This is a genomic window from Exiguobacterium sp. PvP048 (assembly GCF_040549175.1).
GTDB classification, from domain to species: domain Bacteria; phylum Bacillota; class Bacilli; order Exiguobacteriales; family Exiguobacteriaceae; genus Exiguobacterium_A; species Exiguobacterium_A artemiae.
This window is the reverse complement of the sequence record NZ_JBEPSU010000001.1, coordinates 59447-85491: the sequence shown is the minus strand read 5'-3', so window position 1 is coordinate 85491 and position 26045 is coordinate 59447. Positions and strand designations below refer to the sequence as shown.

Genomic DNA, 26045 nt, shown 5'->3' with positions numbered 1-26045 from the left:
CCTCATCACCAGCCTCAGGTGCTTGACGTAGTCAGGAACTTTGTATGACCATATTCGAAAGGGGATTATTTCAGATGAAAAAGAAGTCACTTCTCGCATTAGCAGCAACAGGTTTAGCAATGAGTTCGGTACTCGCAGCATGTGGTGGTAACGATGATTCGAAAGATTCAAGCGGCGGAGACAAAAAAGAAGGCTTCAAAGTAGGTATGGTTACAGATACAGGCGGTGTTGACGATAAATCGTTCAACCAATCAGCGTGGGAAGGAATTCAAAAATTCGGTAAAGACAACGACTTAAAAGAAGGTACGGGCTACAAGTATCTTCAGTCGGCAAAACAATCGGATTACCAACCGAACCTTCAGCAATTGGCGCGTGCGAAATATGACTTGATTCTAGGTATCGGATTCTTGATGGCAGAAGATATCGGTAAAGTTGCGGATCAATTCAAAGACAACAACTTTGCACTCGTTGATATGGTCGTTGACAAACCAAACGTTGCGTCAATCGTCTTCAAAGAAAACGAAGGATCATTCCTCGTTGGTGTTGTTGCCGGTTTGACAACGAAATCAGACAAAGTTGGTTTCGTCGGTGGTGTTAACTCAGACTTGATCAAAAAGTTCGAAAGTGGATTTAAAGCCGGCGTTAAAGCCGTCAATCCAAAAGCGGATATCCAAGTTCAATACGCAGAAGATTTCAACGCTGCTGAAAAAGGACAAGCAATTGCTTCAGGTATGTACGGTAAAAAAGTTGACGTCATCTATCACGCTGCCGGTGGAACAGGACAAGGTGTCTTCACGGAAGCGAAAAACCGTAAGAAAAACGGCGAAGATGTTTGGGTAATCGGTGTTGACCGTGACCAAGTAGAAGAAGGTATGCCGGAAAACGTTACATTGACTTCGATGGTCAAACGTGTTGATACAGCAGTTGAACAAGTAGCAAAAGATACAAAAGACGGTAACTTCCCGGCTGGTAAAGTTGTTGAGTTCGGTCTTAAAGACGGCGGAGTTGATATCGCGCCATCACAAGACAATATTGCGAAAGACGTCTTGACGAAAGTGGAAGACTACAAAAAACAAATCATCGCTGGTGACATCAAAGTTCCGTCTACTGACGACGAGTACAAAGAATACGAGGCGTCACTGAAATAAAATGGAAGCGGGGGTCGCTAGTACTGCGGCCTCCCCTTTTAAACTAAACATGGGAGTGGATTTTCTTGGAATACGTCATTGAGATGCTAAACATACGAAAAGAGTTTGGCAGTTTCGTCGCAAATGATAACATCACGCTCCAGCTTCGGAAAGGTGAGATTCACGCTTTACTTGGTGAAAACGGTGCCGGAAAATCGACGCTGATGAACGTCTTATTTGGTTTGTATCAGCCTGAGGCTGGAGAGATTCGTGTACGTGGTGAAAAAGTGAATATTACGAGTCCGAACGTTGCGAATGATCTGGGAATCGGAATGGTACACCAACATTTCATGCTCGTTCAAAATTTCACGGTAACAGAAAACATCATCTTGGGTGCAGAGCCGAAAGCCGGTCTGAAAATTGACCGAGCAGCAGCACGGGAAAAAGTCCGTCAAATTTCGGAACAGTATGGTCTTGCCGTTGATCCAGATGCAAAAATCGAAGATATTTCGGTCGGGATGCAACAACGTGTTGAAATTTTAAAAACACTATACCGCGGTGCTGATATTCTAATCTTCGATGAACCATCTGCTGTTTTAACCCCACAAGAAATCAAAGAATTGATTCAGATCATGAATCGCTTGATTGCTGAAGGGAAATCGATTATCTTGATTACCCACAAATTGAAGGAAATCATGGAAGTCGCCGATCGTTGTACAACGATTCGTCGTGGTAAATACATCGGAACAGTTGATATCGATGAAACAATGACCCAATCAAGATTAGCCGAGATGATGGTAGGGCGGGAAGTAAACTTTAATGCGGAGTATTCCAAGGCAACTCCACAAGAACTGGTGCTCGACATCAAAGACTTGGTTGTCAAAGACAGTCGCGGCATCAAGGCAGTAGACGGATTAAACCTCGATATCCGAGCCGGTGAAATTGTCGGGATCGCTGGAATCGACGGAAACGGACAAACGGAATTGATCGAAGCCATTACCGGTTTGCGTAAAGCGGACAGCGGAGAGATTTTCCTCAATAACAAATCCATTAAAAACTTAAAACCACGAAAAGTGACGGAAGCCGGAGTCGGACACATCCCGCAAGACCGTCATAAGCATGGACTGGTCCTCGATTACTCAATCGGTCACAATATGGTATTGCAAACGTATTATCAAAAACCGTATTCAAAAGCAGGTATCATGAACTACGGTCAGGTCATGGATAAAGCAAAAACCTTAATCGAGAAGTTCGACGTCCGAACTCCAAGTCCGGAAACATTTGCCCGCGCTCTGTCAGGCGGAAACCAGCAAAAGGCGATCATCGCCCGGGAAGTGGACCGTTCACCTGACTTATTGATTGCAGCACAGCCGACCCGTGGATTGGACGTCGGTGCCATTGAATTCATTCACGAACAATTGGTACTCGAACGTGAAAAAGGCCGCGCCGTTCTTCTGATTTCATTTGAACTAGAAGAAATCCTGCAAGTATCGGACCGGATTGCGGTTCTTTACGAAGGACGGACAGTCGCCTTCCTTGATCCAAAAGAAACAAACGAAATCGAACTTGGCTTCTTGATGGCCGGCGGTAAGAAAGAGGAGGTCGGTCGTTCATGAAACTAGAACGTTTTTACGGAATATTGATTCCGATTCTTTCCATCATCTTGGGAATGGTTGTCGGTGCGATTGTTATGCTCGCCGGCGGTTACAATCCGGTTGACGGATTTGATCAATTGTTTTACGGCATATTCGGGGAACCGTACAGCATCGGTGAAACATTACGAGCTGCTGCCCCGTTGATTTTTGCAGGTCTTGCTGTTGCCTTCGCTTTCCGGACTGGGTTGTTTAACATCGGAGTCGAGGGACAAGTATTGGTCGGCTGGATGGTTGCAGTCTGGATCGGAATTGAGTTTGATCTTCCGACAGCGATTCACCTGCCGCTTGCTTTAATCGGAGCAGGACTCGCAGGAGCACTGTGGGCATCGATTCCGGGTATCCTAAAAGCGAAATTCCATGTCCACGAAGTTATCACATCCATCATGATGAACTATATCGCACTGTACGTGACAAACGATATTCTTCGGAATGTCATCGGGATTGAAAACGAACGGACGGAATCAGTAAAAGAATCCGCTTCGCTTGCGTCACCTTTCCTGCAAGAGTTGACAGATTTCTCACGTCTGCATAATGGGATTTTCATTGCCGTGATCGCAGCACTCGTCTTCTGGTTCATCCTTTGGAAAACGACGCTTGGTTACGAATTACGGGCCGTTGGATTCAACAAGAGTGCCGCAGAATATGCCGGTATGGGCGTCAATAAGAACATTGTTCTTTCGTTCGTCATCTCAGGTGTATTTGCCGGACTCGCAGGAGCAATGGAAGGTTTGGGGACATTCCAGAATATGACGTTAAACGCTTCATTCACGGGTGTCGGATTTGACGGGATTGCCGTTGCCTTACTTGGTGCCAACAATCCGATTGGTGTCGTACTCGCCGCCTTGCTGTTTGCCGGTCTGAATATCGGTGGTCTTTCGATGCAACAAATCGGAATCCCGCCGGAGTTAATTAAAATCATCATCGCGTTTATCATTATCTTCGTCGCTTCTGGATATGCGATCCGTCTCTTGATCGAGAAATTCACGGTCAAGAAATCCGAAGATAAAAAAGTGAAAGGAGCCGATAAATAATGGGCTTTTTAGAAGTACTGTATATTATCGTACCGATCGCACTTGCCTATTCGGCTCCGTTGATCATTGCGGCACTCGGCGGAATTTTCAGTGAGCGCTCCGGTGTCGTCAATATCGCACTTGAAGGACTCATGGTCATGGGGGCGTTCTCGGGTATCGTCTCAGCCTTGACGTTATCGAAAATGGGCTTAGGTGCTGCCAGTCCTTGGATTGCCATGCTGATTGCAATCATCGTTGGAGCAGTGTTCTCCTTGTTCCTCGCGATTCCGGCCATTTTGTTCCGGGCCGATCAAACGGTTCTTGGAGTAGCGATTAATATGTTAGCAGTCGGTCTCGCGATTTTCCTTGTCCGGGCATTCTACGGAAAAGGGCAGACCGATTCGATTCCGAACCGGATTTCGAAAGAAAACGTTCCATTTTTATCGGATATTCCGGTATTGAAGATGTTTTTTGCCAACGTCTATTACACATCGTACATTGCGATTGCTTTAGCATTCGTTGCATGGTACGTCATCTTTAAAACACCGTTTGGTCTTCGTCTTCGTTCAGTCGGGGAACACCCGATGGCAGCGGACACGATGGGAATCAACGTTACAAAAATGCGTTTCATCGGTGTCATGATTTCAGGTGGTTTCGGTGGTCTTGCCGGCGCTGTTTACGCGACGTCGATTTCACTGAACTTCAGCGTGACGACGATTCTTGGACAAGGTTTCCTCGCTATTGCAGCGATGATTTTTGGGAAATGGAATCCACTCGGAGCGATGGGAGCGGCCCTGTTCTTCGGATTCGCTCAAGCGATTTCGATCATCGGGCAACAGTTACCGCTTCTTGATCAAATTCCACAAGTTTACTTGTTGATTGCACCATATTTGTTGACGATTCTTGCCCTTGCCGGTGTCGTTGGACGGGCGGATGCACCGAAAGCTGTTGGTGTACCGTATATTAAAGGAAAACGCTGACGTTTTCTGAGAATCACTTTTCTGCGCTTGTCGCGGGAAAGTGATTTTTTTACGACAAAAAAAGATCTGCTCGTGTAAGAGCAGACCGGTGAAGCGAATATTATTCGTATTTAAGTGCGTCGCCTTCGAATGATTCATCTGCGACTTTGATTGAATCCGTCGGGCATCCTTCGAATGCATCGATCATATCATCGAATAATGCTTCTGGAATTTCAGCTGTTCCCTTGTTATCATCTAAAATGACGTAAGCCAAGCCCTCATCATCGTAATCATAAATATCTGGGGCAGCTGCGCCACAAGCACCACATGCGATACATGTGTCTTTGTCAACAATTGTAAATTTAGCCATCGGTCATTCTCCTCTCGATTCGAAAACATTGGAAACTAAGTACTGTTCTCATCTATAAGTCATTGTATCGGACTCATGCGCGCATTTCAATGAGGAAGAGGCAGAAGTATGTGAATAAACCGATTGTCGGAGCGAAATCACCTTTTCTGTTTCTTTAATCGATTCAACATGGCATAAATCTGATTGGAAATGTAAAATAAGAACAAGTGTACGAAACAGGAGCTAGATGTATCCTGATGATAAACTAAAGTTAAAACGGGTGATGTAACGGAGGGGAGGGCTGACATGGAAAAAACGATTGTGAGACAGGTAGTACTGGAAGCCATTAGTCGATTACAAAATGAACGGACGGATCGAAGCTTGTTCCATCTGCTGCAAGGAAAGCGGTCCGCTACTTCCTTACAAGATGCACACTTTTATGGACTGGAAGCAGTTTTTGGAATGCTTCCATTAAAAAAAGACCGGTTTGAGCAAGTCTTACACGAACTGGAGCATGCCGGATGGATTAAGCGGGAACAGAATCTGCTGATGACAGATGCCGGAAAAGCACAACTTGGTTCTCCTTTTCTACTGGATGACTTAGGTGGAGAACTGCGCGGCTATCCGATGCAGTTGTGGAAACGGGTCAGTCTGATGATCCAATCAATCGTTTGTCTGGATGAAAAAACCTTTTTTATTCCGGTGCAACAAGACAGCGGCGTAAAGGAATGGGTCAAACAACAAATCCGTCAGGTAGCTGAACGGTCCGTCTGGAAAGCGGCCGTCTATCAGGAACTGAATCAGGCGTTACATCAATTGACAGAACGAGAAGCGATTCTGATCACTTACCGGTTGTCGGGATTAAAGACAGGATTATCGTTTCCTCAATTGAGTGAACGGCTGGGAACGGATTTACTTTCACTCCAGTTGGAATTCGTGATTGCATGGCGAAGATGTTTACGTGTCTTGCCTGAAGACAGTCTGATTTTATCTTTAGGAAACGACATCAATCATTTCAAAATGACACAGTCTGCGCAAAAAACCTGGGATCTGCTGAAACAGGGCTACACGGTTCCGCAAATTGCTGAACGACGGCGTTTGAAAAAAAGTACAATGGAGGATCATCTGGTGGAAATTGCGATGTATGCTCCCGTTTTCCCGATCGAGCAGTTTGTTGCTGCTGCACAGTATGAAGAGGTCATTCAAATCACCGACCGGCTCCAAACGTTTTCGCTGAAACGGATCAAGCAAGAGTTGACACAGGAAATGGACTATTTTCAAATTCGTATCGTTTTAGCAAGAAAGGTGGTGCATTCATGATGGAGGAAGTATTAAAACGAGTCTTTCGGTATGGTGCGTTTCGAGACGGACAGCGGCAAATCGTCGAGTCGGTCCTCGCCGGTCACGATACAGTCGCCATTCTGCCGACAGGAGGCGGGAAATCAATTTGTTACCAACTGCCGTCTTATCTGCAACCGGCCGGATTGACGGTGATTGTATCCCCGTTATTATCGCTGATCGAAGACCAAATCATGCAGATTAAACGCCGCGGGGAACGAGCCGTCGCTAAGTTGACGTCTCTTGAATCCCGCGATCAAAAGGAAGAAATTTTACGTCATCTGAATCAATTGCGTTATTTGTATCTGTCACCCGAACAATTGGCCGCCCCGCAAATTCAACAGCGATTAGCGGAAATTAAAATTAATCTGTTTGTCGTTGATGAAGCTCATTGTATCTCGCAGTGGGGACATGAGTTCCGGACGGACTACGCTAAACTGGGTGAGATTCGCCAACGACTCAGCAATCCAACTTGCTTAGCCTTGACGGCAACGGCAACGGCACAAGTCGAACAAGACATCATTCGGGGACTGGCGCTGACGCAAGCGAAGCGGATTCGCCATTCCGTCAACCGGCCGGAAATTCAACTCATCGTCGAGCAAACCGAGCCGAGTAAAAAAGATGAGGTCTTGAGCCGACGATTGGAAACCGTCAATCGTCCATGTGTCATTTATACGACGACACGCAAAGAAGCAGAACGGATTGCATCGATTGTTCCTCAGGCCGCTTATTATCATGCCGGTCTTGAACCGGAAGATCGCCAACTGATCCAACAACAGTTTCTGCACGACGAAATCGACTGTCTCGTCTGTACCAGTGCTTTTGGTATGGGGGTCGACAAAGGGAACGTCCGGACGGTTATTCATTACACGATGCCGGCGACGATTGAAGCCTATATGCAGGAAATCGGTCGAGCGGGACGGGACGGGCAACCGTCGACCGCAGTATTGCTTTATGCACCGGGAGATCAGCAACTTCAACAATTTTTAGTGGATAAACAATATGCGTCTCTGCTTTGGATTGATCAAGTGACGCAATACCGCGGACGAGGGGAGTCGTTTGAGGCGATTGAGCAACGCCTGCATCTCGATCCGGACGATCCGGCTTATCGTCTGCTAAAAGGTCAGCTTACGGAAGGGAAAACAAAATCCCAAATCATCGAGTGGCAGGAGGAACGGAAAAAAATACGTTTACGTGAACTCATGCAAATGATAAATTATATTCAAAATATGTTTTGCCGCCGAGCATTCATATTGGAACATTTTGACGAACGTCCCGTTGTACAAGACCGGTGTTGTGACAATTGCGGCACGATTACGATGGATGAACCTGTCGTCCGGACCGGTTTTGCCCAACTGGACTGGAAGAACCGGCTAGAAGAAGTCTTTTTTTCATCCCGTCCTTCAGTGTAAACTAATAGTAGTCCTTATTTTTTAGAAAAGGTGATGAAATTGAGTAAACAGGATCAACGAAAAAATCGGCAAGATGAACAACAACGCACGTCATTACCTCCTCGATCCTCAAGAATCGAACACGTTCGCAATGAACGATTAAAACAACCATTTGCTAAAAATCCACTCGCGATTACACTCACAGTTTTGATGATTACAATTATCATTGCCTTTGTCTCCATCGGTTTCATGATGTAAGCGCACATTATGAACGGAGTTTTTTTTCCTTTACGGGTATACTAAAGGGAAGAAGAAAGGAGGCACGGTGCATGGATCGTGGGAAATATAATATCAAAGCAGTTGCTGCATTGGTGGGACTCAATCCGACGACCATTCGTGCTTGGGAACGGCGGTATCAAGTATTGGATCCGGATCGGAGCGAATCAGGCCATCGTATTTACAGTGATAACGATGTTGCCAAGCTGCGTTGGATCGTTGATAAACAAAAAGAAGGGCTGTCGGTTTCAAAAGCCATTCAATTATATGAAATGCCCGTGAATCGAACGGAGGTTCCGATTGATTATGGAATCGAGCTGCGGGATCAATTGTTCGAAGCACTGACGAATTTCGAAGAACGACATGCCCATGACATTATGAACAAAGCATTTTCGATGTTCAGCTTTGATAAGGTCATCCAAGACATCGTCGGTCCGTTGTTACATGAAATCGGGATGCGATGGGAAAAGGGAACGATTACGATTGCCCATGAACATTTCGCGACCGCTTTTTTACGGGCACGTCTCTCGACATTGTCTCTTCAAATGCCGATCAATCCATTTTTACCACGCATCTTGTGTGTCTGCGCGCCGGAAGAAGAACATGAACTCGGATTGCTGTTTTTTACGCTGTACCTCCGTCAGAGCGGATTCGATGTCATCTTCCTTGGAGCGGGTATTCCTGTACCGGATCTTGTAACAGTGACGAAACAGCTGACGCCTCGAGCAGTCGTGCTATCATGTACAATCTCGGATCATTTGAAGGACTTAGATGAAGCAATTGACCAGATTCAAAAGCAGGCACCACAAACGGAAATTGGTTTAGGCGGCTATGCCGTTGAGCAACATCCGGAAAAGTACGGAGATATGTTACTTGGATCCGATGACAACGCTTGGAAAAGTTGGTTAAGTCGACTCACTCCGACAACTGGTGTATAGTGTGAGTCATATCGAACGGAGAGCATTTGTACTCTGCCGAGTAACTGGAGGAGTCTAACATGAGGTTTGAGCAATTTAAGCAAGGTCATTTACGGGTCTTCGTATCAAAACAAGAACTGTCGGTCCATGACGTTCGACCGGAGACATTGGCTGTCGGCAAAGGCCAGGCTTTATTACGTAATTTACTGGAAGAAGCTGAATCGAATTATGGATTTCATGCAGTCGGGACACTCGACTTTTTTGTAACATTTTTCCCGAACGACGGTATGTTGGTCGACGTTCGGCGTGAAGGTGCCCTGCCGGAAGAAACGTTTGAGGAATTTGATCAAGTTGAGATTCGGATGACGGTCGATATCGTCCATCATGTCCTCTATCAACTCGACCAATTGGAAGATGTCATTCAGGCGAGTCATGGTTTGGCACGTCACATCGATCAAACGGAAACGGGTGGCACACTGTATTTCTTCGAAGACCGCTATTATTTATACTTCCAAGAACAAATGAAGCAACATGTCGAGCAGACTGTAACGACGATTTTGTCGGAATACGGTGTACCCAGTCCGAAAAGTCCGCTCGTGATGTCCGAATACGGAAAAACCATCCTGTTGGAACAAGCCGTTCCAACAATGATCGCAAGCTTTACACCTTGATTTCGATGACTGTCGTTAACGGGAATTTTCAAGATGTAACTAAAAAGTCACTTCACCGAACGCAATCGGGAAGTGACTTTTTATATGTCCGGACGGTGGTTGCGACCAATTTGTGTTTTTTCATACAAAAAGTGATGGTATGATAAGCATTGAACGTAAGATGAAGGAGTGAACAAGATGAAAGTGGCAGTATTGTTTGGCGGAATTTCCGGTGAACGGGAAGTTTCATTAAATAGTGGGAAATCGGTAATTAATGCGCTGGAAAGTAAAGGGCATGAAGTCGTTGCCGTCGACTTTCATCCAGAGCGTGCAGAAGAAATTTTAAATCTACAAGTAGAGGCCGCTGTCATTGCCCTTCACGGCAAATATGGTGAGGATGGCCGTGTCCAGGCGCTGCTCGAGATGGCGGGTATTCCATATACCGGTTCAGGAGTGTTGGCATCCGCGTTAGCGATGGATAAAGCGCGCTCTAAGGTACATTTTGAAAAGGCGGGAATCCGGATTGCACGTGATGTCTTGGTTGAGCGTGGAGATGACATCGAACAAAAAATTAAACAGTGGGACGCCCAGTTTCCTTGTGTCGTCAAACCGGCCCAAGAAGGTTCTTCGAATGGGTTGACGATTGCGATGGATGAGCAGATGTTACGTCAAGGTATTGAACTGGCTTTCCAGGCGGATGATGCCGTCTTGATTGAACAATTCATCAAAGGACGTGAAGTGACGGTACCGGTTCTCGGGGCAAAAGGACAAGAAAAAGCATTGCCGGTCATCGAGATTATCCCGAAAAATGAATTCTATGACTATGAGTCGAAATATGCCATCGGCGGATCGGAGCACATCTGTCCGGCACAGTTCGATGAGAAGACGACGCAAACATTACAGGAATGGGCTGTTTTGGCCCATCAAGTATTAGGATGCGCCGGCTATTCCCGGACCGATTTCCTCGTTCCCGATGAAGGGGCACCGGTTATTTTAGAAACGAATACGTTGCCGGGAATGACATCTACGAGTCTGTTCCCGGATGGTGCTCGGGCCGTCGGAATCGACTATCCGGAACTTGTGGAAACGTTTATTGAACTGGCAATCACACGTCATGAAAGCGAATCGGCCAGTAGAAAAAACTGAAAATGAAGTAGATGGTAGAAAGCGCTTACAAATATGATGGGAACCCCTTTCATTACGGCTCGGAAAAAGGTATACTTTATCCGAACAAGGAAACGGCATAGGGGATGCCACTTATGGGGAGGAACGTTGGAATGATCACTGACCAACAACACGCAAATCATCGCAAGAATGTACTCGAAGCAACACAAGAAATCGTCAAGGAAGCTCTTGAGAAGCTGGGTTATCCAGACGAAATGTATGAATTGTTGAAAGAACCACTTCGGATGCTGACGGTCCGGATTCCGGTTCGGATGGATGACGGATCGACAAAAATCTTTACCGGATACCGTGCCCAGCACAATGATGCGGTCGGTCCGACAAAAGGCGGAATTCGTTTCCACCCGAATGTCACGGAAGTCGAAGTCAAGGCCTTGTCCGTCTGGATGAGTCTAAAAGCGGGAATCGTCGATCTGCCTTATGGTGGTGGTAAAGGCGGAATCATTTGTGATCCGCGTGAGATGAGTTTCCGTGAGATTGAACGATTAAGCCGCGGTTATGTCCGTGCCATCAGTCAAATCGTTGGTCCGACGAAAGACATTCCAGCACCGGACGTCTTTACGAATTCACAAATCATGGCTTGGATGATGGATGAGTACAGTCGAATCGATGAATTCAACTCACCAGGCTTCATTACAGGGAAACCATTAGTCCTTGGTGGTTCGCATGGTCGTGAGACGGCGACGGCAAAAGGTGTCGCCATCATGATTCGTGAAGCGGCTGCTAAAAAAGGAATTACACTTGAAGGAGCACGTGTTGTCGTTCAGGGATTCGGTAATGCCGGAAGCTTCTTGTCGAAGTTCATGCATGATCTTGGTGCAAAAGTCATCGCCATTAGTGATGCGTACGGTGCGTTACATGATCCGAACGGTCTTGATATTCCGTATCTGCTCGATCGCCGGGACTCATTTGGTACCGTCACGACACTTTTCAAAAATACCATTTCGAATAAAGAGTTGCTTGAACTGGAATGTGACATTTTAGTACCGGCAGCCATCGAAAATCAAATTACAGAAGATAACGCCCATGACATTAAAGCAAGTATCGTCGTCGAAGCAGCGAACGGTCCAACGACTAACGAAGCGACGAAAATTTTAGCGGAACGTGATATCTTGATTGTTCCGGATGTCCTTGCTTCGAGTGGTGGCGTTACCGTCTCTTACTTTGAATGGGTGCAGAATAACCAAGGATATTACTGGACGGAAGAAGAAGTTCATGAAAAACTTGAAAAAGTGCTTGTCAATTCCTTTAACCAGGTGTATCAGACGGCACAGACAAGAAATGTCGACATGCGACTTGCGGCATACATGGTCGGTGTCCGGAAAATGGCGGAAGCATCACGATTCCGCGGTTGGGTTTAATCTCAGTCAGCTCACTTCGTCTAGAAGTGGGCTTTTTTGTATGGTTATTTCTTTCTTCGACGGGAAAGATTTGCTAAGATGAAAAAAAAGCAAGTGGAAGAGGCGAAAGAGATATGTTGGATTGTATCGTCATCGGCGCAGGACCTTGCGGATTATCCGCGGCAATTGAAATGCAGGACCTTGGACTGACTGTCGAAGTCATTGAAAAAGGAAACATCGTGGAAGCGATTTATCAGTATCCGACACACCAGACATTTTTTTCAAGCAGTGAAAAATTAGAAATCGGCGGTGTGCCTTTCATCAATAAAGAATTAAAACCGAAACGGCAAGATGCCCTTGTCTATTACCGGGAAGTCGTGCGGCGAAAAGAGGTCACTGTGCGACCGTTTGAGACGGTTCAAGACGTCGCACGTATTGAAGGTGGGTTTAACGTGACATCGCTCCGGAACGGGCAAGTTGTGACGCGGACGGCCAAATCAGTGGTGCTGGCGACCGGTTACTACGGATTGCCGAACCTGATGAACATTCCGGGCGAAGACTTACCGCATGTTTTCCATTACTTTAAAGAAGGCCATCCGTTTTACGGTCAGGATGTCGTCGTCATCGGCGGAAAAAATTCGAGTGTCGATGCGGCCATCGAGCTCGAAAAGGCAGGCGCCCGTGTGACGATGCTGTATCGCGGGGAATCCTATAGTCCGTCCATCAAACCGTGGGTCCTGCCGAATTTCGAATCGTTGGTACGGGCAGAAAAAGTAACGATGGTGTTTGACGCGACGATTGATGAAATTACAAATACGGAAGTGCGATATTCCGTTCATAGTGAACAATCGGCTGTAAAAGCAGATTTTGTATTTGCGATGACAGGATATACACCGGACATCGGTCTTTTCGCCGATGCGGGCATCGAAATCGATCCGGAAACAGGGATTCCCGCATTTGACGAAACGACGATGGAGTCGAACGTTCCGGGAATCTACATTGCCGGTGTCGTGGCCGCTGGTTATGATGCCAATAAAATCTTTATTGAAAACGGACGATTCCACGGCGGGTTGATTGCAGACAGTCTCAAACACCGCCTGAAACCGGAAACAGCTCGACCGTGATTCATAAGCAATAAAAGGGAGAGGCCTCTACGGAAGCCTCTCCCTTTTGCCTGCATAATTTTATTCGACGCGGAAAGATTCTTCCAAAGCATGATGATTGGCACCGATTTCAAGTTCAATCATTAACTTCAACCGTGCTTTTTGAGAATTCAATCCATTCGAGAAGATCACGCCCAGTTCTTTTAACTGTTGACCGCCTCCCGTATAGCCGTATACGTCCTGGACAATCCCGTTAAAACAACGGCTGACGATGACGACAGGCATCTGTTCAGTTAACGACTGGATCGCATCGACCAGGCTAGGCGGCACGTTTCCTTGACCGAGAACTTCGAGCACTAGACCGTCGTATCCGAGTTCGCTGATCGCAAGCAGTAAGTCCGGTTCCATCCCGGCATAGACTTTCAAGACAGCGACACGTTTACTCAATTGTGTCACCATATGAGTCGGTTTAAGAAGCGGAGTATTAAATAAGTACACGTGATCTTTTGTGACCATCCCTAAATTTCCAAAATGGACGGATTTGAACGTATCGACTGAAGAAGTATGGGTTTTCGTGACATTAAACGCCGAGTGGATTTCTCCGTTAAAGACGACGAGGACGCCTTTGTCTTGAGCAGCCGCACTGACGGCAACCCGTAAGGCGGTAATCAAATTAAATTCACCGTCTGATCCGACTTCGTTAGACGAACGCATGGCACCGGTCAAGACGATTGGGATAGGAGCTCCGATTGTGAGCTGGAGAAAATAAGCGGTTTCTTCCAATGTATCTGTGCCGTGCGTGATGACGACTCCGTCATATCCACCGGTCTGTAACTCCTCTTTAATGAAATGAGCCAGCCGCAACATGATTTCCGGTGTGATGTGTGGAGACGGCAGGTTCGAGAAGTGACGCGTCGTAATGTCGGCGATATCGGTCGCACGTGGCAACGAGGCGTCCAGAGGATTGATCTCATTCGGTAAAACGTGACCGGAATGATTTTGCGCCATCGCGATGGTGCCTCCCGTATGAATCAAAAGTAATTTTTTCATTAAACAGTTGTCGTCGGATAACGAACAACCTTCACCTTCTTTCCGGTCATTTTCATTAACATTGTACCCTTTTTTTCAAGAGAAACAATGGGTGCGGTTTTCTTTTCCGTGAGAAACCTTTATTCTAAGAGAATAGGAAGGGGGAGGAGACGTGTTACCAATCGTTTTCTCAGGAATTGCCCCAGGAATTGCATTGCTGACATATTTTTATTTACGCCACGAACACGAGTCAGAACCCGTAGGCTATATCCTACGTAGTTTTATTTTCGGGATACTTCTTGTTTTTCCTTTAATGTTCGTTGAATACATCATCCAAAGTGAATTTGGTGGACTCGAATCGATTCAATTGGTTCGTTCGGCCGTGACGGAAGAGTTTGCAAAATGGTTTGTTGTCTTTTATACCGTGTATATTCACCAACGGTTTAATGATTATTATGACGGAATCATTTATGCCGTCGCTTGTTCCTTAGGATTTGCGACACTGGAAAATATTTTATATTTAATGGTCAACGGGACGGTTGAACATATGGTTTTCCGTGCCTTGTTACCGGTCTCAGGGCATGCTTTATTTGCAGTCATCATGGGATTTTTTATGGGGAAAGCCAAGTTCTCGACGCATCCGTATCGTTGGCTCGCCTTATCAATTTTCGTTCCGATGATTGTACACACTATCTTTAATTTGTTAATATTGGAAAATGGTGGTATATCGGTTGTGCCGATTTTATTTATGATCGGATTATGGATTGTCGGCCTGTATCAAATTCGAAGCGCCAATCGCTTGAACCAACGACACAACAGAAAAAGTAACTGAATAGAATGGGCTGGGAGAGAGTAAGATGATAGAAACTGGAGATTTAGTCATGTTGACTAACCAAGAGGACCGTCAAGGACGGACGAAAGTGACGGCCGTGACCAACCGGTTAATCTGGATCGAGGCACCGAGTGAAGTTTCGACGTTAAAAACCTTTATTTTATCGGATCAGGAACAAGTTGGATTTTATTTTTTTAAGGAAAAAGGAAAGCTGTATGGATTTGAGACCGAAGTCGTCGAACGTCAAAATGATCCGTTAAGAGGTCAGCGGTATGCGTTACGCCGGCCGAAGGAAGAAATGATCCAGCGTGTTCAGCGCCGGCAGTTCGTCCGGGTGCCTCAATTGTTGGATGTAGCAGTTCACCCGCACAAAACAGCGTTTGAACCGTTCACTTCCGTCACGCTCGATTTATCGGCAGGCGGTATTTTAGTATTGGCAAATCAAATTCCGATCGAAGTAAAGGATGAGCTCGAATTAACCTTCATACTGCCGACGGGAGACGGTGTGACACATACGGTTGATGTATTGGCAGAACTTGTTCGTGTTGACCCGCGAGAGACGCGGTATGAACTGGCCTTTCAATTTACCCGGATCAATGACCGGAGTCGGGAACTAGTCTTACGGCACTGTTACCAAGCGCAAATGAAAAACTCACGGCGTGGAACGAACCCATTCACGTAAGCGTATTTTTTTGCTATGATAACGGTCGATACTATACACCACTTAAGTTGGTGAAGATGGAAGGAACGAAGTCACTCATGAAGAAGATTCAAATTGCCTTAGACGGACCTGCAGGTGCCGGGAAAAGTACGATTGCCAAACAGTTAGCATCACATCTTGATTATGTTTATATCGATACGGGAGCCATGTATCGTGCGGTCACACTGGCTGCATTGGAACAAGGACTTGATTTAGAGAACGGACCGGTTCTTGGAGAATTGATGAAATCACTTGATATCCGACTGACGCCGGGCGAACAGGGACAACGTGTGTTCATCGGAGAACGGGAAGTGACGGATGCGATTCGGACAAATGAAGTCACGAACAATGTTTCATTTGTCGCCCGCCAAGCAGAAGTCCGGTCAGCACTGGTCATCGCACAACGTAAACTGGCGGAACGGGGAGGCATCGTCATGGATGGACGTGACATTGGGACGGTCGTCTTGCCGGAAGCCGAGCTGAAGGTCTTTTTGACGGCATCGGTCGAAGAACGGGCCAGCCGCCGTCACCGGGAGAACATTGCCCGTGGAATGGACAGCGATTTAAAGGGATTACAGGATGAAATCGCGTTGCGCGACAAGCGGGACAGTGAACGAACGGTCTCACCGCTCAAACAGGCAGATGATGCGATTTATCTCGATACGACAGAACTGAACATTGATCAAGTCGTTGCGCGACTGACTGAACTGGCAGAGGGTGCCTTAAAATGAAACGAAACGAATTTGTCTATCGGCTTGCACGATTCATCGTTCTGATCATTGCCAAAACGGTGTTTCGTTTAAAGGTGACAGGTAAGGAAAATATTCCGTCGGACGGATCGCTTTTAGTCTGTGCCAATCACAGTTCCAACTGGGATCCGGTGTTCTTGGTCAGTGCCATTCCGACAAGTCGCTCTGTCCGCTACATGGCGAAAGAGGAATTGTTCAACATTCCGGTTCTCAAACAAATCATGATTTCAGCCGGAACGTATCCGGTCGGTCGCGGACAAGGCGATCGCCAAGCGTTGAAGCGGACGATTGAATTGCTGAATTCGGATGAAACGGTCGGGATTTTCCCGGAAGGAACGCGGTCGGCTCCCGGCGAGTTTACATCTGCTCAACCCGGCGTCGGATTCTTTGCTTTACGTTCGCCGGCCCAAATCTTACCGATCGCCATCATCGGCGATTACCGTCCGTTCCGCCGGATGCGTGTTGCCATTGGAAAACCGGTTGATATTTCGGATTTAAGAGATCAACGGGGAGCGGCAAAGGCAATTTCCGAACGGATTTTGGAAGAAGTTAAAACCGTCTACTTCAATCACGCGTAATGCCTTGACAAATAGTCAGAATTGTAAGAAGTTAGAAGAAGGTTAAACGTATTCATACGTTTCTTGTACTCATCGTGAGGAGGTTGTGTTGGAATGGTCGAAGAAATGAAAGATATGCCTGATTTTGAAATTCATCGGGACCAGGTAGTAACCGGAACGGTCGTGAAGATTGAAGACAAGCAAGCACTCATTGATATCGGATATAAGACAGAAGCAATCCTGCCGATTAGCGAAGTATCGAGTCTCCATCTGGATGACATTCAAGGTGCACTCAAAGTCGGTGATGAACTACAAGTAAAGGTCAAGAAAATTACAGATGAAGAAGTAGTCGTTTCCAAACGTGAAGTCGATGCCTTACAGGCATGGGAAAAAGTTGAGGCGAAATACGCATCGGGTGAAATTTTTGAAGTCGTTGTGAAAGATATTGTCAAAGGCGGACTGGTCGTCGATATTGGTGTCCGCGGATTCATTCCTGCTTCGCTTGTCGAACGCCACTACGTGGAAGACTTTTCGGATTATATCGGTCGGACGATTGCCGTTAAAGTCGTCGAACTGGATCGAGAAAAAAATCGTGTCATTCTTTCGCATAAAGCCGTTGTCGAAGGCGAACTGAATGCAAAGAAAAAAGAGACACTGGAACATCTTGAAGTCGGACAGGTGCTAGAAGGAACCGTCCAACGTCTGACGGACTTCGGAGCATTCGTTGACATCGGCGGTGTTGACGGGTTGGTTCACATTTCAGAAATGGCACATCACCGCGTGGAACGTCCGTCGGATATCGTGACGGAAGGACAAAAAGTTGAAGTGAAGGTCCTTGGTGTTGATCGGGACACGGAAAAAGTCAAACTCTCGATCAAAGAAACGCAACCGGGTCCATGGCAACAGATGGAAGGCAAAATTGAAGCGGGAGACATCGTCAAAGGACGTGTCCGCCGGATCGTTCAATTTGGTGCTTTCGTTGAGCTGGCACCTCAGGTCGAAGGATTACTTCATATTTCGCAAATTGCCAACCGCCATATCGGCTCGCCGTCCGAAGTGCTTGAAGAAGGTCAGGAAATTGAAGCAAAAGTTCTCGAGGTTCATCTCGCGGAACATAAGATTTCCTTATCGACACGTGTGCTTGAACAGGAAGATTCGTCGAATGATGACTACTCTCAGTACACGGATCAAAACGAAGGATTTTCGGTAGCCGATCTTTCTGAGAAGGAATCGGATACAAAAGAATAAGGCAGTAAAAGTGAACACGAAACGTGTTCACTTTTTTTATGTTCCGATAGATATGGTATAAAACCGCTTCATTTGGTACAATAGAACGGCTATGAAGCGAGAGAAGAGAAAGAAGGTGTTGGGATGGCAATTCCAGTAGTGGCGATCGTAGGTCGCCCAAATATCGGAAAGTCGACGATTTTTAACCGGGTGATTGGAGATCGGGTTTCGATCGTAGAAGACAAGCCAGGTGTTACCCGCGACCGTATATACGGAACTGGAGAATGGCTGAATCGTCATTTTCATTTGATTGATACAGGTGGAATCGAAGTCGGGGATGAGCCCTTACTTCAAATGATGCGTCATCAGGCGGAGCTCGCCATTGATGAAGCGGACGTCATTATCTTTATGGTCAACGGCCGTGAAGGGATTACGGCAGCGGATGAAGAAGTGGCGAACATGTTATTCCGTTCAAATAAACCGGTTGTCGTCGCTGTTAACAAAGTGGACAATTTTGAAATGCGCGATTTAATGTATGAATTTTATTCGCTCGGATTCGGTGATTTATATCCGATTTCCGGTACACACGGTTTAGGACTCGGAGATATGCTCGACCGCGTGCTTGAACTGGCACCGGATAAAGAAGATATCGAGTACGATGAGGATACGATTAAATTTGCTTTAGTCGGACGTCCGAACGTCGGAAAATCAAGCATGACGAATTCGATTCTCGGTGAAGAACGTGTCATCGTTTCGAGTATTGCTGGTACGACACGCGATGCGATTGATACACCGTTCTCACGGGATGAGCAGGAATATGTCATCATCGATACAGCCGGTATGCGTAAACGCGGAAAAGTCTATGAATCAACAGAACGATTCAGTGTTATGCGTGCACAAAAAGCCATCGAACGGGCAGATGTCGTCTGTGTCGTATTAGATGGTGAAGAAGGAATCATCGAACAAGATAAGAAAGTCGCCGGTTATGCCCATGAAGCAGGCCGTGCCATCGTCATCGTCGTCAACAAATGGGATGCCGTTGAAAAAGACGATAAAACAATGAAAAAAATGGAAGAGGAAATTCGCGAAGAATTCCGGTTCCTTGATTATGCCCCAATCGTTTTCGTCTCTGCGAAAACAAAACGTCGTTTACAAACGTTACTTCCTGTCATCAAACAAGCAGCGAAGAGCCATGCCCAACGTATTCAGACAAGTGTCTTGAATGATGTCATCGTAGACGCTGTAGCGATGAATCCTGCACCAACGGATAAAGGGGTTCGTCTGCGGATCAACTATGCAACACAGGTCGCTTCCCGTCCGCCGACATTCGTTTTATTCGTCAATGATCCGGAATTGTTACACTTCTCATACAAACGTTATCTGGATAACCGGATTCGTGAAGCCTTTGATTTTACAGGAACACCGATTCGGATTCTGGCACGTCAAAAACAATAAGGACAAGGTGAATCATGATGAAAAAAATTGCAGTCATTGGAGCCGGGAGTTGGGGAACCGCACTCTCGCTCGTTTTAGCCGATAACGGTCATGAGGTCATTCTTTATGGTCGGGATCAAAAAAATGTTGATGCCATTAATCAAAATCATGAAAATACGCAGTTCTTACCAGGTGTGACGTTGCCGGAATCACTTCGGGCAACTACTGTTTTAAGCGAAGCTGTCGAAGGGGTATCCCATATCTTGATTGTGACGCCTTCTTCTGCGATTCGTTCTGTATCGCGTCAATTAAACGAATTGTTGACGGAACCGGTCGTGCTGATTCATGCCTCAAAAGGGATTGAACCGAAAACACACTTACGGTTGTCAGAATTGATGGAGCAGGAAATCGATGCCTCCAAACGTTCGGCGATTTGTGTGTTGACCGGTCCATCCCATGCGGAAGAAGTCGCATTACGTAAGCCGACGACCGTAACGGTTGCTTCCACTGACATGGAAGAGGCAGGACGAGTACAGGAATTGTTTACGAATGATAACTTCCGTGTCTATTTAAACGCCGATATTATCGGAGCAGAACTGGGCGGAGCGTTCAAAAACATCATTGCCTTAGCAGCCGGAATGGCTGATGGATTAGGGTACGGTGATAATGCCAAAGCAGCCTTGATCACCCGCGGGATGGTCGAAATTGCCCGACTAGGCACATTGTTCGGTGCAAATCCGATGACGTTCACCGGTTTAACGGGAATGGGCGACTTAATCGTGACCTGTACATCGGTCCACAGTCGGAACTGGCGCGCCGGAAATGCGATCGGCCGGGGCGAAAAACTTGAAACCGTTCTTGAGAACATGGGAATGGTCGTCGAGGGCGTCCGGGCGACACAAGCCGCTTACGATTTAGCAGAAACGAAACAATGTGAGTTACCCATCACGACAGCGCTCTATCATGTCTTATTCGACGGACATACTCCGGCAGAAGAAGTACAGAAATTGATGCGCCGTCCGCAGAAAAATGAGATTGAACATCTGTTTACGATGAAAGATTAACGGAGTGGGGTGGAAACCTTGAGTCCTGGATTACTAAAAATGTGGATTTCGTTTGCCGGGATCGGTTTGTTTGCGATCAGTGTCTTATTGGTCACAATCAGTCGGACGAAATTATCCGGTGCTTGGCAATTCTTGATGTCGACCATTGCTTTTCTTTGTTTTATCGTGGCATCGATCATCATGGTCTTTATTGTCATGGCAGGTCCGAGTGCATGAAAAAACTTTTAATAGTCTTTATGCTGATTCCGGTCATGTTGTTGTCGGGCTGTTTATTTCCGGACAGTCAAAAACCGTCGAATCGGGTTCCGTATCCGGAACAAATTCGAACGGTTCAAAATGCAGTAGACGCCTATCAAAAAGATACCGGCGTTTTGCCGATTAAAACAAGAGAAGCGGATACACCATTAATGGAACGGTATCAAATCGAACTCGGACGTCTGATTCCACGCTATATGAGCGACCCTCCTCCCAACAGTTTTGAAGGGGGCGGGACCTTCATTTATTTACTCGTGGATGTCGAGAAAAAGCCGACGGTTAAATTGATGGACTTGCTTGTAGCAGAAGAACTTCAAAAGCTTCAAGTCCGCATTGATACGTACCGTAAGAAAAATGACAAATATCCTTTCAAAGGTTCGATCGGGAAAAATCAATTTACGCTTGATTATAAGAAGCTGTTTATCAAAGAGGAACCGAAAGTACCGAGTCCGTATTCCGATGAAAAACTGTCGATCTATGTAGACGGTCAGGGGCAGTTGTTTATCAACTATTTGCCTGAACTTAAAAAAGCGGTCGAAACAGCGAAGAAAAAGCCGAAAGTCGGCCAAGATATTCGGCATTTGCTCTACGATGAGCAACCATTTGTTCCTGCATACTCCCAAAGTTACACAATCAACAAAAAAGGCGAACCTGTGTTTTCTGAGAAATCGATCGAAGAATCAGAAAATTAATGGGGATTCTAACGAAAATGTTGTAATATCAACGTTTATAAGGTATGATTAGCCTCGAAGAAGTGATTGGGAGGGGGTGAACGTAATGAACAAAACTGAACTCATTCAAGCAGTTGTCGAAAAATCAGGTCTGACTAAAAAAGACGTGACGAAAGTTGTCGAATCAACATTCGAATCGATCACTGAGACACTTCAGTCTGGAGAGAAAGTCCAATTGATTGGCTTTGGTAACTTCGAAGTCCGTGAACGCGCAGCTCGTAAAGGTCGCAACCCACGTACAAAAGAAGATATCGAAATCCCAGCAAGCAAAGTACCGGCTTTCAAACCAGGTAAAGCATTGAAAGATGCTGTTAAGTAATTCGGCTACATAGTCGTTCGAGGAATTCCTCGGACGGCTTTTTTTGTGGACATTGAGAGACGAGAAAACGAACTGATTATGGTATATTAAAAAAGAAGAAAATCCATCAACGAGATGGCACTGGAGATCGGGGGGTAAAAGCATGAATCATCAAGAGCTGCTCGTGGAAGAAATGATCACCGCACTCACTACAAAACAAACGACACAATTGGCTCGGCATGTGGATTTCCCTTCCATCAATCGTGAACAAATCAGTTGGTTGATCGATGTCGCCCAAAATGAAACGTTGGCTTGGCAATCACTTGTCAAAGGTGTGCATTATGCACAGGTGGCCTTACTGTTACATGAACGTGTCGGAGAGACCAAAAGAGGTTCGAAAGAACGACAACTGCTGGTTCTGGCGGGAGATTTATTTTCGAGCTACTTCTTTGAAGAATTGGCGTCGCTTCCCCAAACGGCACTCGTAACACTCGGGCGGACCGTTCAGCATGTGAACGAAGCGAAATGTGCCCTTCATGAGGAAAACTACGATTCAACTGAAGAGTATGTCTTATTATGGTTAAAGGCAGAATTCGGATTGGTTCAAGGACTAGCAGCGATTAGCGGAAGAGACTGGTTGACGGAGGACGGACAACGTTTGATTCGTCAACGGGCACAAAGCTTACAATCAAGTGCTCAACAACTGTTATTATCTCATCTGGAACAGATGGCAGTAGCGTAATATCTTCGAAAGGGTGAACTGCGTGCAGACACAAGAAAAAGAGAAAAAAGTATATGAAGTGTTTCAATCGATTTCAAGCAATTATGATCAAATGAACTCCATCATCAGCTTCCGCCTTCATAAATTGTGGAGAAAAGAAACGATGCGCCGGATGAACGTATTTCCAGGTGCAAAGTGTCTCGACTTATGTTGTGGAACCGCTGATTGGACGATTCAGCTTGCGAAAGCAGCCGGTCCGACCGGTGTCATCAAAGGACTTGATTTTTCCGAGAACATGCTGAAAGTTGGTGTCGAAAAAGTTGAAGCGCTTGAGATGAAAAATGTCGAGTTGATTCACGGGAACGCGATGGAGCTTCCGTTTGGCGATCATTCGTTTGATTTCGTGACAATCGGATTTGGACTGCGGAATGTACCGGATTATTTGCAGGTCATCAAAGAAATGCACCGTGTCCTAAAACCGGGCGGGACGGTCGTCTGCCTTGAGACAAGTCAACCGACAGCACCGCTGTTTAAGGAAGCTTACTCCCTGTATTTCGGAAAAATCATGCCGCAGGTTGGTCGTTTGTTTGCCAAATCCTACGATCAATACAACTGGTTGCAAGAGTCAACTGAAGTTTTCCTTGATCGTGTCGAACTGAAACAACTGTTTGAACAAGCCGGATTCATGCAAGTGGAAGTCAAAGCATTTGCAGGTGGGGCGGCTGCAATGCACCTCGGAAAGAAGTGGTGAGATGTCACTGCATTCTATTTATCGAGACGTAACCAAAGAAGTAAATTTAGTGGATCAATTTTTGATCCGTCATATCGCATCGAGCGATCCGACCATCGATGCTGCCGGACAACAATTGCTTCAAGCAGGCGGTAAACGCATTCGGCCGGCCTTTGTGTTGCTCGCATCAAAGTTCGGTCAGGCCGATCGTGACGAGCTTGTGCGTGTTGCAGCCAGTCTTGAACTGGTCCATATGGCTTCACTTGTCCATGATGATGTGATTGATGACGCTGAACTGCGGCGCGGCAAACCAACCGTCATGCAACACTTTGATGAAGAAGTGGCACTCTATTCCGGTAACTTTTTATTTGGTGAGGCAGTTAAACTGATTGGGGAAGTTGGCAAACCGGAACTGGTTCAGGTGATGGTCCATGCGATGCGTGAAATCTGTGAAGGCGAAATCGAGCAGATTTACGATCAGTATGACTGGGAACAATCGATCAAACGGTATATTAAACGGATCGAGCGGAAAACGGCCATCCTGATTGAAGCCAGCTGTCATCTCGGGGCGATTGTCGCGAACTGTTCACCGGAAGATACGAAGGCGTTACGACAATTTGGGCGTGACATTGGTCTAGCTTTCCAAATTGCAGATGATTTGCTTGATTTTACAGCGAAACGGACTGAACTTGGAAAACCTGTCGCAGAAGATTTGCGTCATGGTCATAAAACATTGCCTGTATTTTATGCGTCGGAAGATCGAGAATTTTTCCGGGAATTACAAAAGATTCGTTCAATGCCGAGTCATGAAGAGGTGGCTCCTTTACTGGACCGGTTGCAACGATCAGATGCGTTGGAACGAACGCAACAAACCGTTGATTTATACATTCGGCGGGCGATTCTCCGCTTGAATCATCTCCCGAAATCATCAGCGAAACGGTCCTTGGAAGAAGTCGCCCGGTATGTCGGGAAACGTAAAGGTTGAAAAAATGTAAAAAATTTCTTGCCGCTTGTCCATTTACGCAGTAAACTTACTATGTAAGCGCTTTTTTATCTGTATTTCATAGGGGGAACTAGTAATGGAGCAAACGTTTTTAATGGTAAAACCGGATGGCGTTGAACGAGGTTTGATTGGAGAAATCATCGCTCGTATCGAACGTAAGGGATTCGTAATTCGTGAAATGAAAATGATGCAGGTGACTGAAGAATTAGCACAGGCTCATTACGCGGAACACGCAGAAAAACCATTTTTCGGAGAGTTGGTCACTTTCTTGACATCTGGTCCTGTCGTCGCACTTCGTGTTGAAGGCGAAGGTGTAGTCACGGTTTCGCGGATAATGATTGGTAAAACGAAACCGACGGAAGCACTACCGGGAACGATTCGGGGCGATTTTGCAAACACGATGAGCGAGAATGTCATTCACGGTTCAGACAGTGTTGAAAGTGCCGAGCGTGAACTCGGTCTTTGGTTTCAAGGACAACCGTTAAACGTTTGAGGTCAGCAAGACGATTGGGCAACTGCTCAATCGTCTTTTTTGTTTTTTGGAAAGGAAATGGCTTTATGCTAAGATAGAAAATAAGACAGGGAGTGCCTGAAAAGCAATCCCACCAGAGAGAGGATTTGTGAGGTGGACTATGCAGGACTATGAGCTTTTCATCCAACGTTTCTTGAAAAAATCAGGAATTGATTTAGGACAATATAAAGAAGCCCAGATGAAGCGGCGATTAACAGCATTACGTGATAAAAAAGGATACAGTACATTTGCTTCTTATATGCAGGCGATGGAAAAAAGTTCAACTTTGTATGAAGAATTTTTGGATCGGATGACGATTAACGTCAGTGAGTTTTTCCGGAACCCGATTCGATGGCAGCAACTGGAGCAAGATATCTTGCCGGTGTTGCAAGCCCGTGCCCACGGACGGATTCGGACGTGGAGTGCCGCCTGTTCGACAGGTGAAGAGCCGTATTCGTTGGCGATGATCCTAAACGAAAAGCTCGATCCGGCACAATTTACGATTCAAGCAACGGACTTAGATGAGTTAGTCCTTGAGAAGGCAAAACAAGGCCGCTACGGAGCGTCCGCTCTGAATGAAGTGGAAGCAGGACGGAAAAAACGTTATTTCATCGAACAAGAACAACAGTTTGAAGTCGTTCCTGAAATCAGACGTCTCGTTCGATTCAGTAAACATAATTTACTCGGTGACCGGTATGATACAGGATTTGATTTGATCATCTGCCGGAATGTCTTGATTTATTTTACTGAGGAAGCCAAGGCACATGTCTATCGGTCATTCGTCGACGCTTTAAAACCGGGAGGCATTTTGTTTGTCGGCGGAACAGAACAGATTTTCCAACCGGAACGATTTGGCTTAAAAATGAAACAAAGCTTTTTTTATGAAAAAATCTAACGGATAGAAGGG

The 26045-nt window shown here is 46.1% G+C and carries 29 protein-coding genes; 27 read left to right on the top strand and 2 right to left on the bottom strand.

What is annotated here, in order from left to right:
- Nucleotides 1-74 precede the first annotated feature (74 nt).
- The 4 genes from ABIC15_RS00455 (at nucleotide 75) to ABIC15_RS00440 (ending at nucleotide 4772) form a co-directional block, all read left to right on the top strand.
- Nucleotides 75-1148 carry a BMP family lipoprotein gene (locus ABIC15_RS00455; RefSeq protein ID WP_012370693.1) on the top strand — a complete coding sequence of 358 codons (1074 nt, stop codon included), beginning with the start codon at nucleotides 75-77 and terminating at the stop codon, nucleotides 1146-1148.
- A 65-nt stretch (nucleotides 1149-1213) separates the two neighbouring features.
- Nucleotides 1214-2743 carry an ABC transporter ATP-binding protein gene (locus ABIC15_RS00450; protein ID WP_012370692.1) on the top strand — a complete coding sequence of 510 codons (1530 nt, stop codon included), beginning with the start codon at nucleotides 1214-1216 and terminating at the stop codon, nucleotides 2741-2743.
- Nucleotides 2740-3813 (top strand): ABC transporter permease, encoded by a 1074-nt coding sequence (locus ABIC15_RS00445; RefSeq protein ID WP_012370691.1) that lies wholly within the window; start codon nucleotides 2740-2742, stop codon nucleotides 3811-3813. Before ABIC15_RS00450 ends, ABIC15_RS00445 begins: the two co-directional genes overlap by 4 nt.
- Entirely contained in the window at nucleotides 3813-4772 is a 960-nt protein-coding gene (locus ABIC15_RS00440; RefSeq protein WP_012370690.1) for an ABC transporter permease, read from the top strand. The genes ABIC15_RS00445 and ABIC15_RS00440 overlap by 1 nt, the downstream gene beginning before the upstream one ends.
- Before the next feature lie 100 nt (nucleotides 4773-4872).
- Here ABIC15_RS00440 and ABIC15_RS00435 read toward each other — a convergent pair whose 3' ends face one another.
- Nucleotides 4873-5121: a ferredoxin gene (locus ABIC15_RS00435; protein ID WP_012370689.1), complete on the bottom strand. Its 249-nt coding sequence runs from the start codon at nucleotides 5119-5121 to the stop codon at nucleotides 4873-4875.
- Between the two features lie 285 nt (nucleotides 5122-5406).
- Between ABIC15_RS00435 and ABIC15_RS00430 the strand changes: the two genes are divergently transcribed.
- The 8 genes from ABIC15_RS00430 (at nucleotide 5407) to ABIC15_RS00395 (ending at nucleotide 13318) form a co-directional block, all read left to right on the top strand.
- Nucleotides 5407-6420 (top strand): YpbB family protein, encoded by a 1014-nt coding sequence (locus ABIC15_RS00430; RefSeq protein WP_012370688.1) that lies wholly within the window; start codon nucleotides 5407-5409, stop codon nucleotides 6418-6420.
- The gene (locus ABIC15_RS00425) at nucleotides 6417-7850 is read left to right on the top strand and encodes a RecQ family ATP-dependent DNA helicase (RefSeq protein WP_012370687.1); all 1434 of its coding nucleotides are present in this window, start codon (nucleotides 6417-6419) and stop codon (nucleotides 7848-7850) included. Before ABIC15_RS00430 ends, ABIC15_RS00425 begins: the two co-directional genes overlap by 4 nt.
- Before the next feature lie 39 nt (nucleotides 7851-7889).
- Nucleotides 7890-8087: a hypothetical protein gene (locus tag ABIC15_RS00420; protein ID WP_041261653.1), complete on the top strand. Its 198-nt coding sequence runs from the start codon at nucleotides 7890-7892 to the stop codon at nucleotides 8085-8087.
- Nucleotides 8088-8158: 71 nt separating this feature from the next.
- The gene (locus ABIC15_RS00415) at nucleotides 8159-9043 is read left to right on the top strand and encodes a MerR family transcriptional regulator (protein WP_012370686.1); all 885 of its coding nucleotides are present in this window, start codon (nucleotides 8159-8161) and stop codon (nucleotides 9041-9043) included.
- Nucleotides 9044-9102: 59 nt separating this feature from the next.
- Nucleotides 9103-9693 carry an adaptor protein MecA gene (locus tag ABIC15_RS00410; protein ID WP_012370685.1) on the top strand — a complete coding sequence of 197 codons (591 nt, stop codon included), beginning with the start codon at nucleotides 9103-9105 and terminating at the stop codon, nucleotides 9691-9693.
- A 177-nt stretch (nucleotides 9694-9870) separates the two neighbouring features.
- Complete coding sequence (locus tag ABIC15_RS00405) at nucleotides 9871-10818, top strand: D-alanine--D-alanine ligase (RefSeq protein WP_012370684.1); 948 nt, start codon at nucleotides 9871-9873, stop codon at nucleotides 10816-10818.
- Nucleotides 10819-10949: 131 nt separating this feature from the next.
- Nucleotides 10950-12215, top strand: a complete 1266-nt coding sequence (locus tag ABIC15_RS00400) for a Glu/Leu/Phe/Val family dehydrogenase (protein WP_012370683.1) — start codon at nucleotides 10950-10952, stop codon at nucleotides 12213-12215.
- 113 nt (nucleotides 12216-12328) lie between these two features.
- Nucleotides 12329-13318, top strand: a complete 990-nt coding sequence (locus tag ABIC15_RS00395; protein WP_214764217.1) for a YpdA family putative bacillithiol disulfide reductase — start codon at nucleotides 12329-12331, stop codon at nucleotides 13316-13318.
- 60 nt (nucleotides 13319-13378) lie between these two features.
- On the opposite strand, the gene ABIC15_RS00390 is transcribed toward ABIC15_RS00395, so the two are convergent.
- A complete protein-coding gene (locus tag ABIC15_RS00390; RefSeq protein WP_041261650.1) occupies nucleotides 13379-14347 on the bottom strand; it encodes an asparaginase in 969 nt (322 codons plus the stop codon).
- A gap of 151 nt (nucleotides 14348-14498) precedes the next feature.
- On the opposite strand from ABIC15_RS00390, the gene prsW reads away from it, so the two are divergent.
- The 15 genes from prsW to ABIC15_RS00315 all read left to right on the top strand — a co-directional run bounded on the left by prsW (nucleotide 14499) and on the right by ABIC15_RS00315 (nucleotide 26033).
- Nucleotides 14499-15158, top strand: coding sequence for a glutamic-type intramembrane protease PrsW (gene prsW / locus ABIC15_RS00385; protein ID WP_012370680.1), 660 nt, complete (start codon nucleotides 14499-14501; stop codon nucleotides 15156-15158).
- 25 nt (nucleotides 15159-15183) lie between these two features.
- Nucleotides 15184-15840, top strand: a complete 657-nt coding sequence (locus ABIC15_RS00380) for a flagellar brake protein (protein ID WP_214764230.1) — start codon at nucleotides 15184-15186, stop codon at nucleotides 15838-15840.
- A gap of 77 nt (nucleotides 15841-15917) precedes the next feature.
- Nucleotides 15918-16589: a (d)CMP kinase gene (gene cmk / locus ABIC15_RS00375; protein WP_012370678.1), complete on the top strand. Its 672-nt coding sequence runs from the start codon at nucleotides 15918-15920 to the stop codon at nucleotides 16587-16589.
- On the top strand, nucleotides 16586-17185 hold the full coding sequence (locus ABIC15_RS00370) for a lysophospholipid acyltransferase family protein (protein ID WP_012370677.1): 600 nt from the start codon (nucleotides 16586-16588) through the stop codon (nucleotides 17183-17185). The genes cmk and ABIC15_RS00370 overlap by 4 nt, the downstream gene beginning before the upstream one ends.
- A gap of 93 nt (nucleotides 17186-17278) precedes the next feature.
- On the top strand, nucleotides 17279-18412 hold the full coding sequence (rpsA, locus tag ABIC15_RS00365) for a 30S ribosomal protein S1 (RefSeq protein ID WP_354019497.1): 1134 nt from the start codon (nucleotides 17279-17281) through the stop codon (nucleotides 18410-18412).
- Between the two features lie 123 nt (nucleotides 18413-18535).
- Nucleotides 18536-19846, top strand: a complete 1311-nt coding sequence (gene der / locus ABIC15_RS00360) for a ribosome biogenesis GTPase Der (RefSeq protein ID WP_012370675.1) — start codon at nucleotides 18536-18538, stop codon at nucleotides 19844-19846.
- Nucleotides 19847-19863: 17 nt separating this feature from the next.
- Complete coding sequence (locus ABIC15_RS00355; protein ID WP_041261645.1) at nucleotides 19864-20889, top strand: NAD(P)H-dependent glycerol-3-phosphate dehydrogenase; 1026 nt, start codon at nucleotides 19864-19866, stop codon at nucleotides 20887-20889.
- 18 nt (nucleotides 20890-20907) lie between these two features.
- Nucleotides 20908-21105: a DUF2768 domain-containing protein gene (locus ABIC15_RS00350; RefSeq protein WP_251135900.1), complete on the top strand. Its 198-nt coding sequence runs from the start codon at nucleotides 20908-20910 to the stop codon at nucleotides 21103-21105.
- Nucleotides 21102-21836: a hypothetical protein gene (locus ABIC15_RS00345; RefSeq protein ID WP_012370672.1), complete on the top strand. Its 735-nt coding sequence runs from the start codon at nucleotides 21102-21104 to the stop codon at nucleotides 21834-21836. Before ABIC15_RS00350 ends, ABIC15_RS00345 begins: the two co-directional genes overlap by 4 nt.
- Nucleotides 21837-21921: 85 nt before the next feature.
- Nucleotides 21922-22194, top strand: a complete 273-nt coding sequence (locus ABIC15_RS00340; RefSeq protein WP_012370671.1) for an HU family DNA-binding protein — start codon at nucleotides 21922-21924, stop codon at nucleotides 22192-22194.
- A 142-nt stretch (nucleotides 22195-22336) separates the two neighbouring features.
- Nucleotides 22337-22915, top strand: a complete 579-nt coding sequence (locus tag ABIC15_RS00335; protein WP_012370670.1) for a heptaprenyl diphosphate synthase component 1 — start codon at nucleotides 22337-22339, stop codon at nucleotides 22913-22915.
- Nucleotides 22916-22937: 22 nt separating this feature from the next.
- Nucleotides 22938-23645 (top strand): demethylmenaquinone methyltransferase, encoded by a 708-nt coding sequence (locus tag ABIC15_RS00330; protein WP_012370669.1) that lies wholly within the window; start codon nucleotides 22938-22940, stop codon nucleotides 23643-23645.
- A 1-nt stretch (nucleotide 23646) separates the two neighbouring features.
- Nucleotides 23647-24609 (top strand): polyprenyl synthetase family protein, encoded by a 963-nt coding sequence (locus ABIC15_RS00325; protein ID WP_214764266.1) that lies wholly within the window; start codon nucleotides 23647-23649, stop codon nucleotides 24607-24609.
- A gap of 94 nt (nucleotides 24610-24703) precedes the next feature.
- Complete coding sequence (gene ndk, locus ABIC15_RS00320) at nucleotides 24704-25120, top strand: nucleoside-diphosphate kinase (protein WP_354019496.1); 417 nt, start codon at nucleotides 24704-24706, stop codon at nucleotides 25118-25120.
- Between the two features lie 139 nt (nucleotides 25121-25259).
- On the top strand, nucleotides 25260-26033 hold the full coding sequence (locus ABIC15_RS00315) for a CheR family methyltransferase (RefSeq protein ID WP_012370666.1): 774 nt from the start codon (nucleotides 25260-25262) through the stop codon (nucleotides 26031-26033).
- Nucleotides 26034-26045: the final 12 nt, after the last annotated feature.

What these genes read in the sequence shown, in the direction of transcription:
- ABIC15_RS00455 (WP_012370693.1), top strand. Translation starts at nt 75, where the DNA reads ATGAAAAAGAAGTCACTTCTCGCATTAGCAGCAACAGGTTTAGCAATG.
- ABIC15_RS00445 (WP_012370691.1), top strand. Translation starts at nt 2,740, where the DNA reads ATGAAACTAGAACGTTTTTACGGAATATTGATTCCGATTCTTTCCATC.
- ABIC15_RS00440 (WP_012370690.1), top strand. Translation starts at nt 3,813, where the DNA reads ATGGGCTTTTTAGAAGTACTGTATATTATCGTACCGATCGCACTTGCC.
- ABIC15_RS00435 (WP_012370689.1), bottom strand. Translation starts at nt 5,121, where the DNA reads ATGGCTAAATTTACAATTGTTGACAAAGACACATGTATCGCATGTGGT.
- ABIC15_RS00430 (WP_012370688.1), top strand. Translation starts at nt 5,407, where the DNA reads ATGGAAAAAACGATTGTGAGACAGGTAGTACTGGAAGCCATTAGTCGA.
- ABIC15_RS00425 (WP_012370687.1), top strand. Translation starts at nt 6,417, where the DNA reads ATGATGGAGGAAGTATTAAAACGAGTCTTTCGGTATGGTGCGTTTCGA.
- ABIC15_RS00415 (WP_012370686.1), top strand. Translation starts at nt 8,159, where the DNA reads ATGGATCGTGGGAAATATAATATCAAAGCAGTTGCTGCATTGGTGGGA.
- ABIC15_RS00410 (WP_012370685.1), top strand. Translation starts at nt 9,103, where the DNA reads ATGAGGTTTGAGCAATTTAAGCAAGGTCATTTACGGGTCTTCGTATCA.
- ABIC15_RS00405 (WP_012370684.1), top strand. Translation starts at nt 9,871, where the DNA reads ATGAAAGTGGCAGTATTGTTTGGCGGAATTTCCGGTGAACGGGAAGTT.
- ABIC15_RS00400 (WP_012370683.1), top strand. Translation starts at nt 10,950, where the DNA reads ATGATCACTGACCAACAACACGCAAATCATCGCAAGAATGTACTCGAA.
- ABIC15_RS00395 (WP_214764217.1), top strand. Translation starts at nt 12,329, where the DNA reads ATGTTGGATTGTATCGTCATCGGCGCAGGACCTTGCGGATTATCCGCG.
- ABIC15_RS00390 (WP_041261650.1), bottom strand. Translation starts at nt 14,347, where the DNA reads ATGAAAAAATTACTTTTGATTCATACGGGAGGCACCATCGCGATGGCG.
- ABIC15_RS00380 (WP_214764230.1), top strand. Translation starts at nt 15,184, where the DNA reads ATGATAGAAACTGGAGATTTAGTCATGTTGACTAACCAAGAGGACCGT.
- cmk (WP_012370678.1), top strand. Translation starts at nt 15,918, where the DNA reads ATGAAGAAGATTCAAATTGCCTTAGACGGACCTGCAGGTGCCGGGAAA.
- ABIC15_RS00370 (WP_012370677.1), top strand. Translation starts at nt 16,586, where the DNA reads ATGAAACGAAACGAATTTGTCTATCGGCTTGCACGATTCATCGTTCTG.
- rpsA (WP_354019497.1), top strand. Translation starts at nt 17,279, where the DNA reads ATGGTCGAAGAAATGAAAGATATGCCTGATTTTGAAATTCATCGGGAC.
- der (WP_012370675.1), top strand. Translation starts at nt 18,536, where the DNA reads ATGGCAATTCCAGTAGTGGCGATCGTAGGTCGCCCAAATATCGGAAAG.
- ABIC15_RS00355 (WP_041261645.1), top strand. Translation starts at nt 19,864, where the DNA reads ATGAAAAAAATTGCAGTCATTGGAGCCGGGAGTTGGGGAACCGCACTC.
- ABIC15_RS00345 (WP_012370672.1), top strand. Translation starts at nt 21,102, where the DNA reads ATGAAAAAACTTTTAATAGTCTTTATGCTGATTCCGGTCATGTTGTTG.
- ABIC15_RS00340 (WP_012370671.1), top strand. Translation starts at nt 21,922, where the DNA reads ATGAACAAAACTGAACTCATTCAAGCAGTTGTCGAAAAATCAGGTCTG.
- ABIC15_RS00335 (WP_012370670.1), top strand. Translation starts at nt 22,337, where the DNA reads ATGAATCATCAAGAGCTGCTCGTGGAAGAAATGATCACCGCACTCACT.
- ABIC15_RS00325 (WP_214764266.1), top strand. Translation starts at nt 23,647, where the DNA reads ATGTCACTGCATTCTATTTATCGAGACGTAACCAAAGAAGTAAATTTA.
- ndk (WP_354019496.1), top strand. Translation starts at nt 24,704, where the DNA reads ATGGAGCAAACGTTTTTAATGGTAAAACCGGATGGCGTTGAACGAGGT.
- ABIC15_RS00315 (WP_012370666.1), top strand. Translation starts at nt 25,260, where the DNA reads ATGCAGGACTATGAGCTTTTCATCCAACGTTTCTTGAAAAAATCAGGA.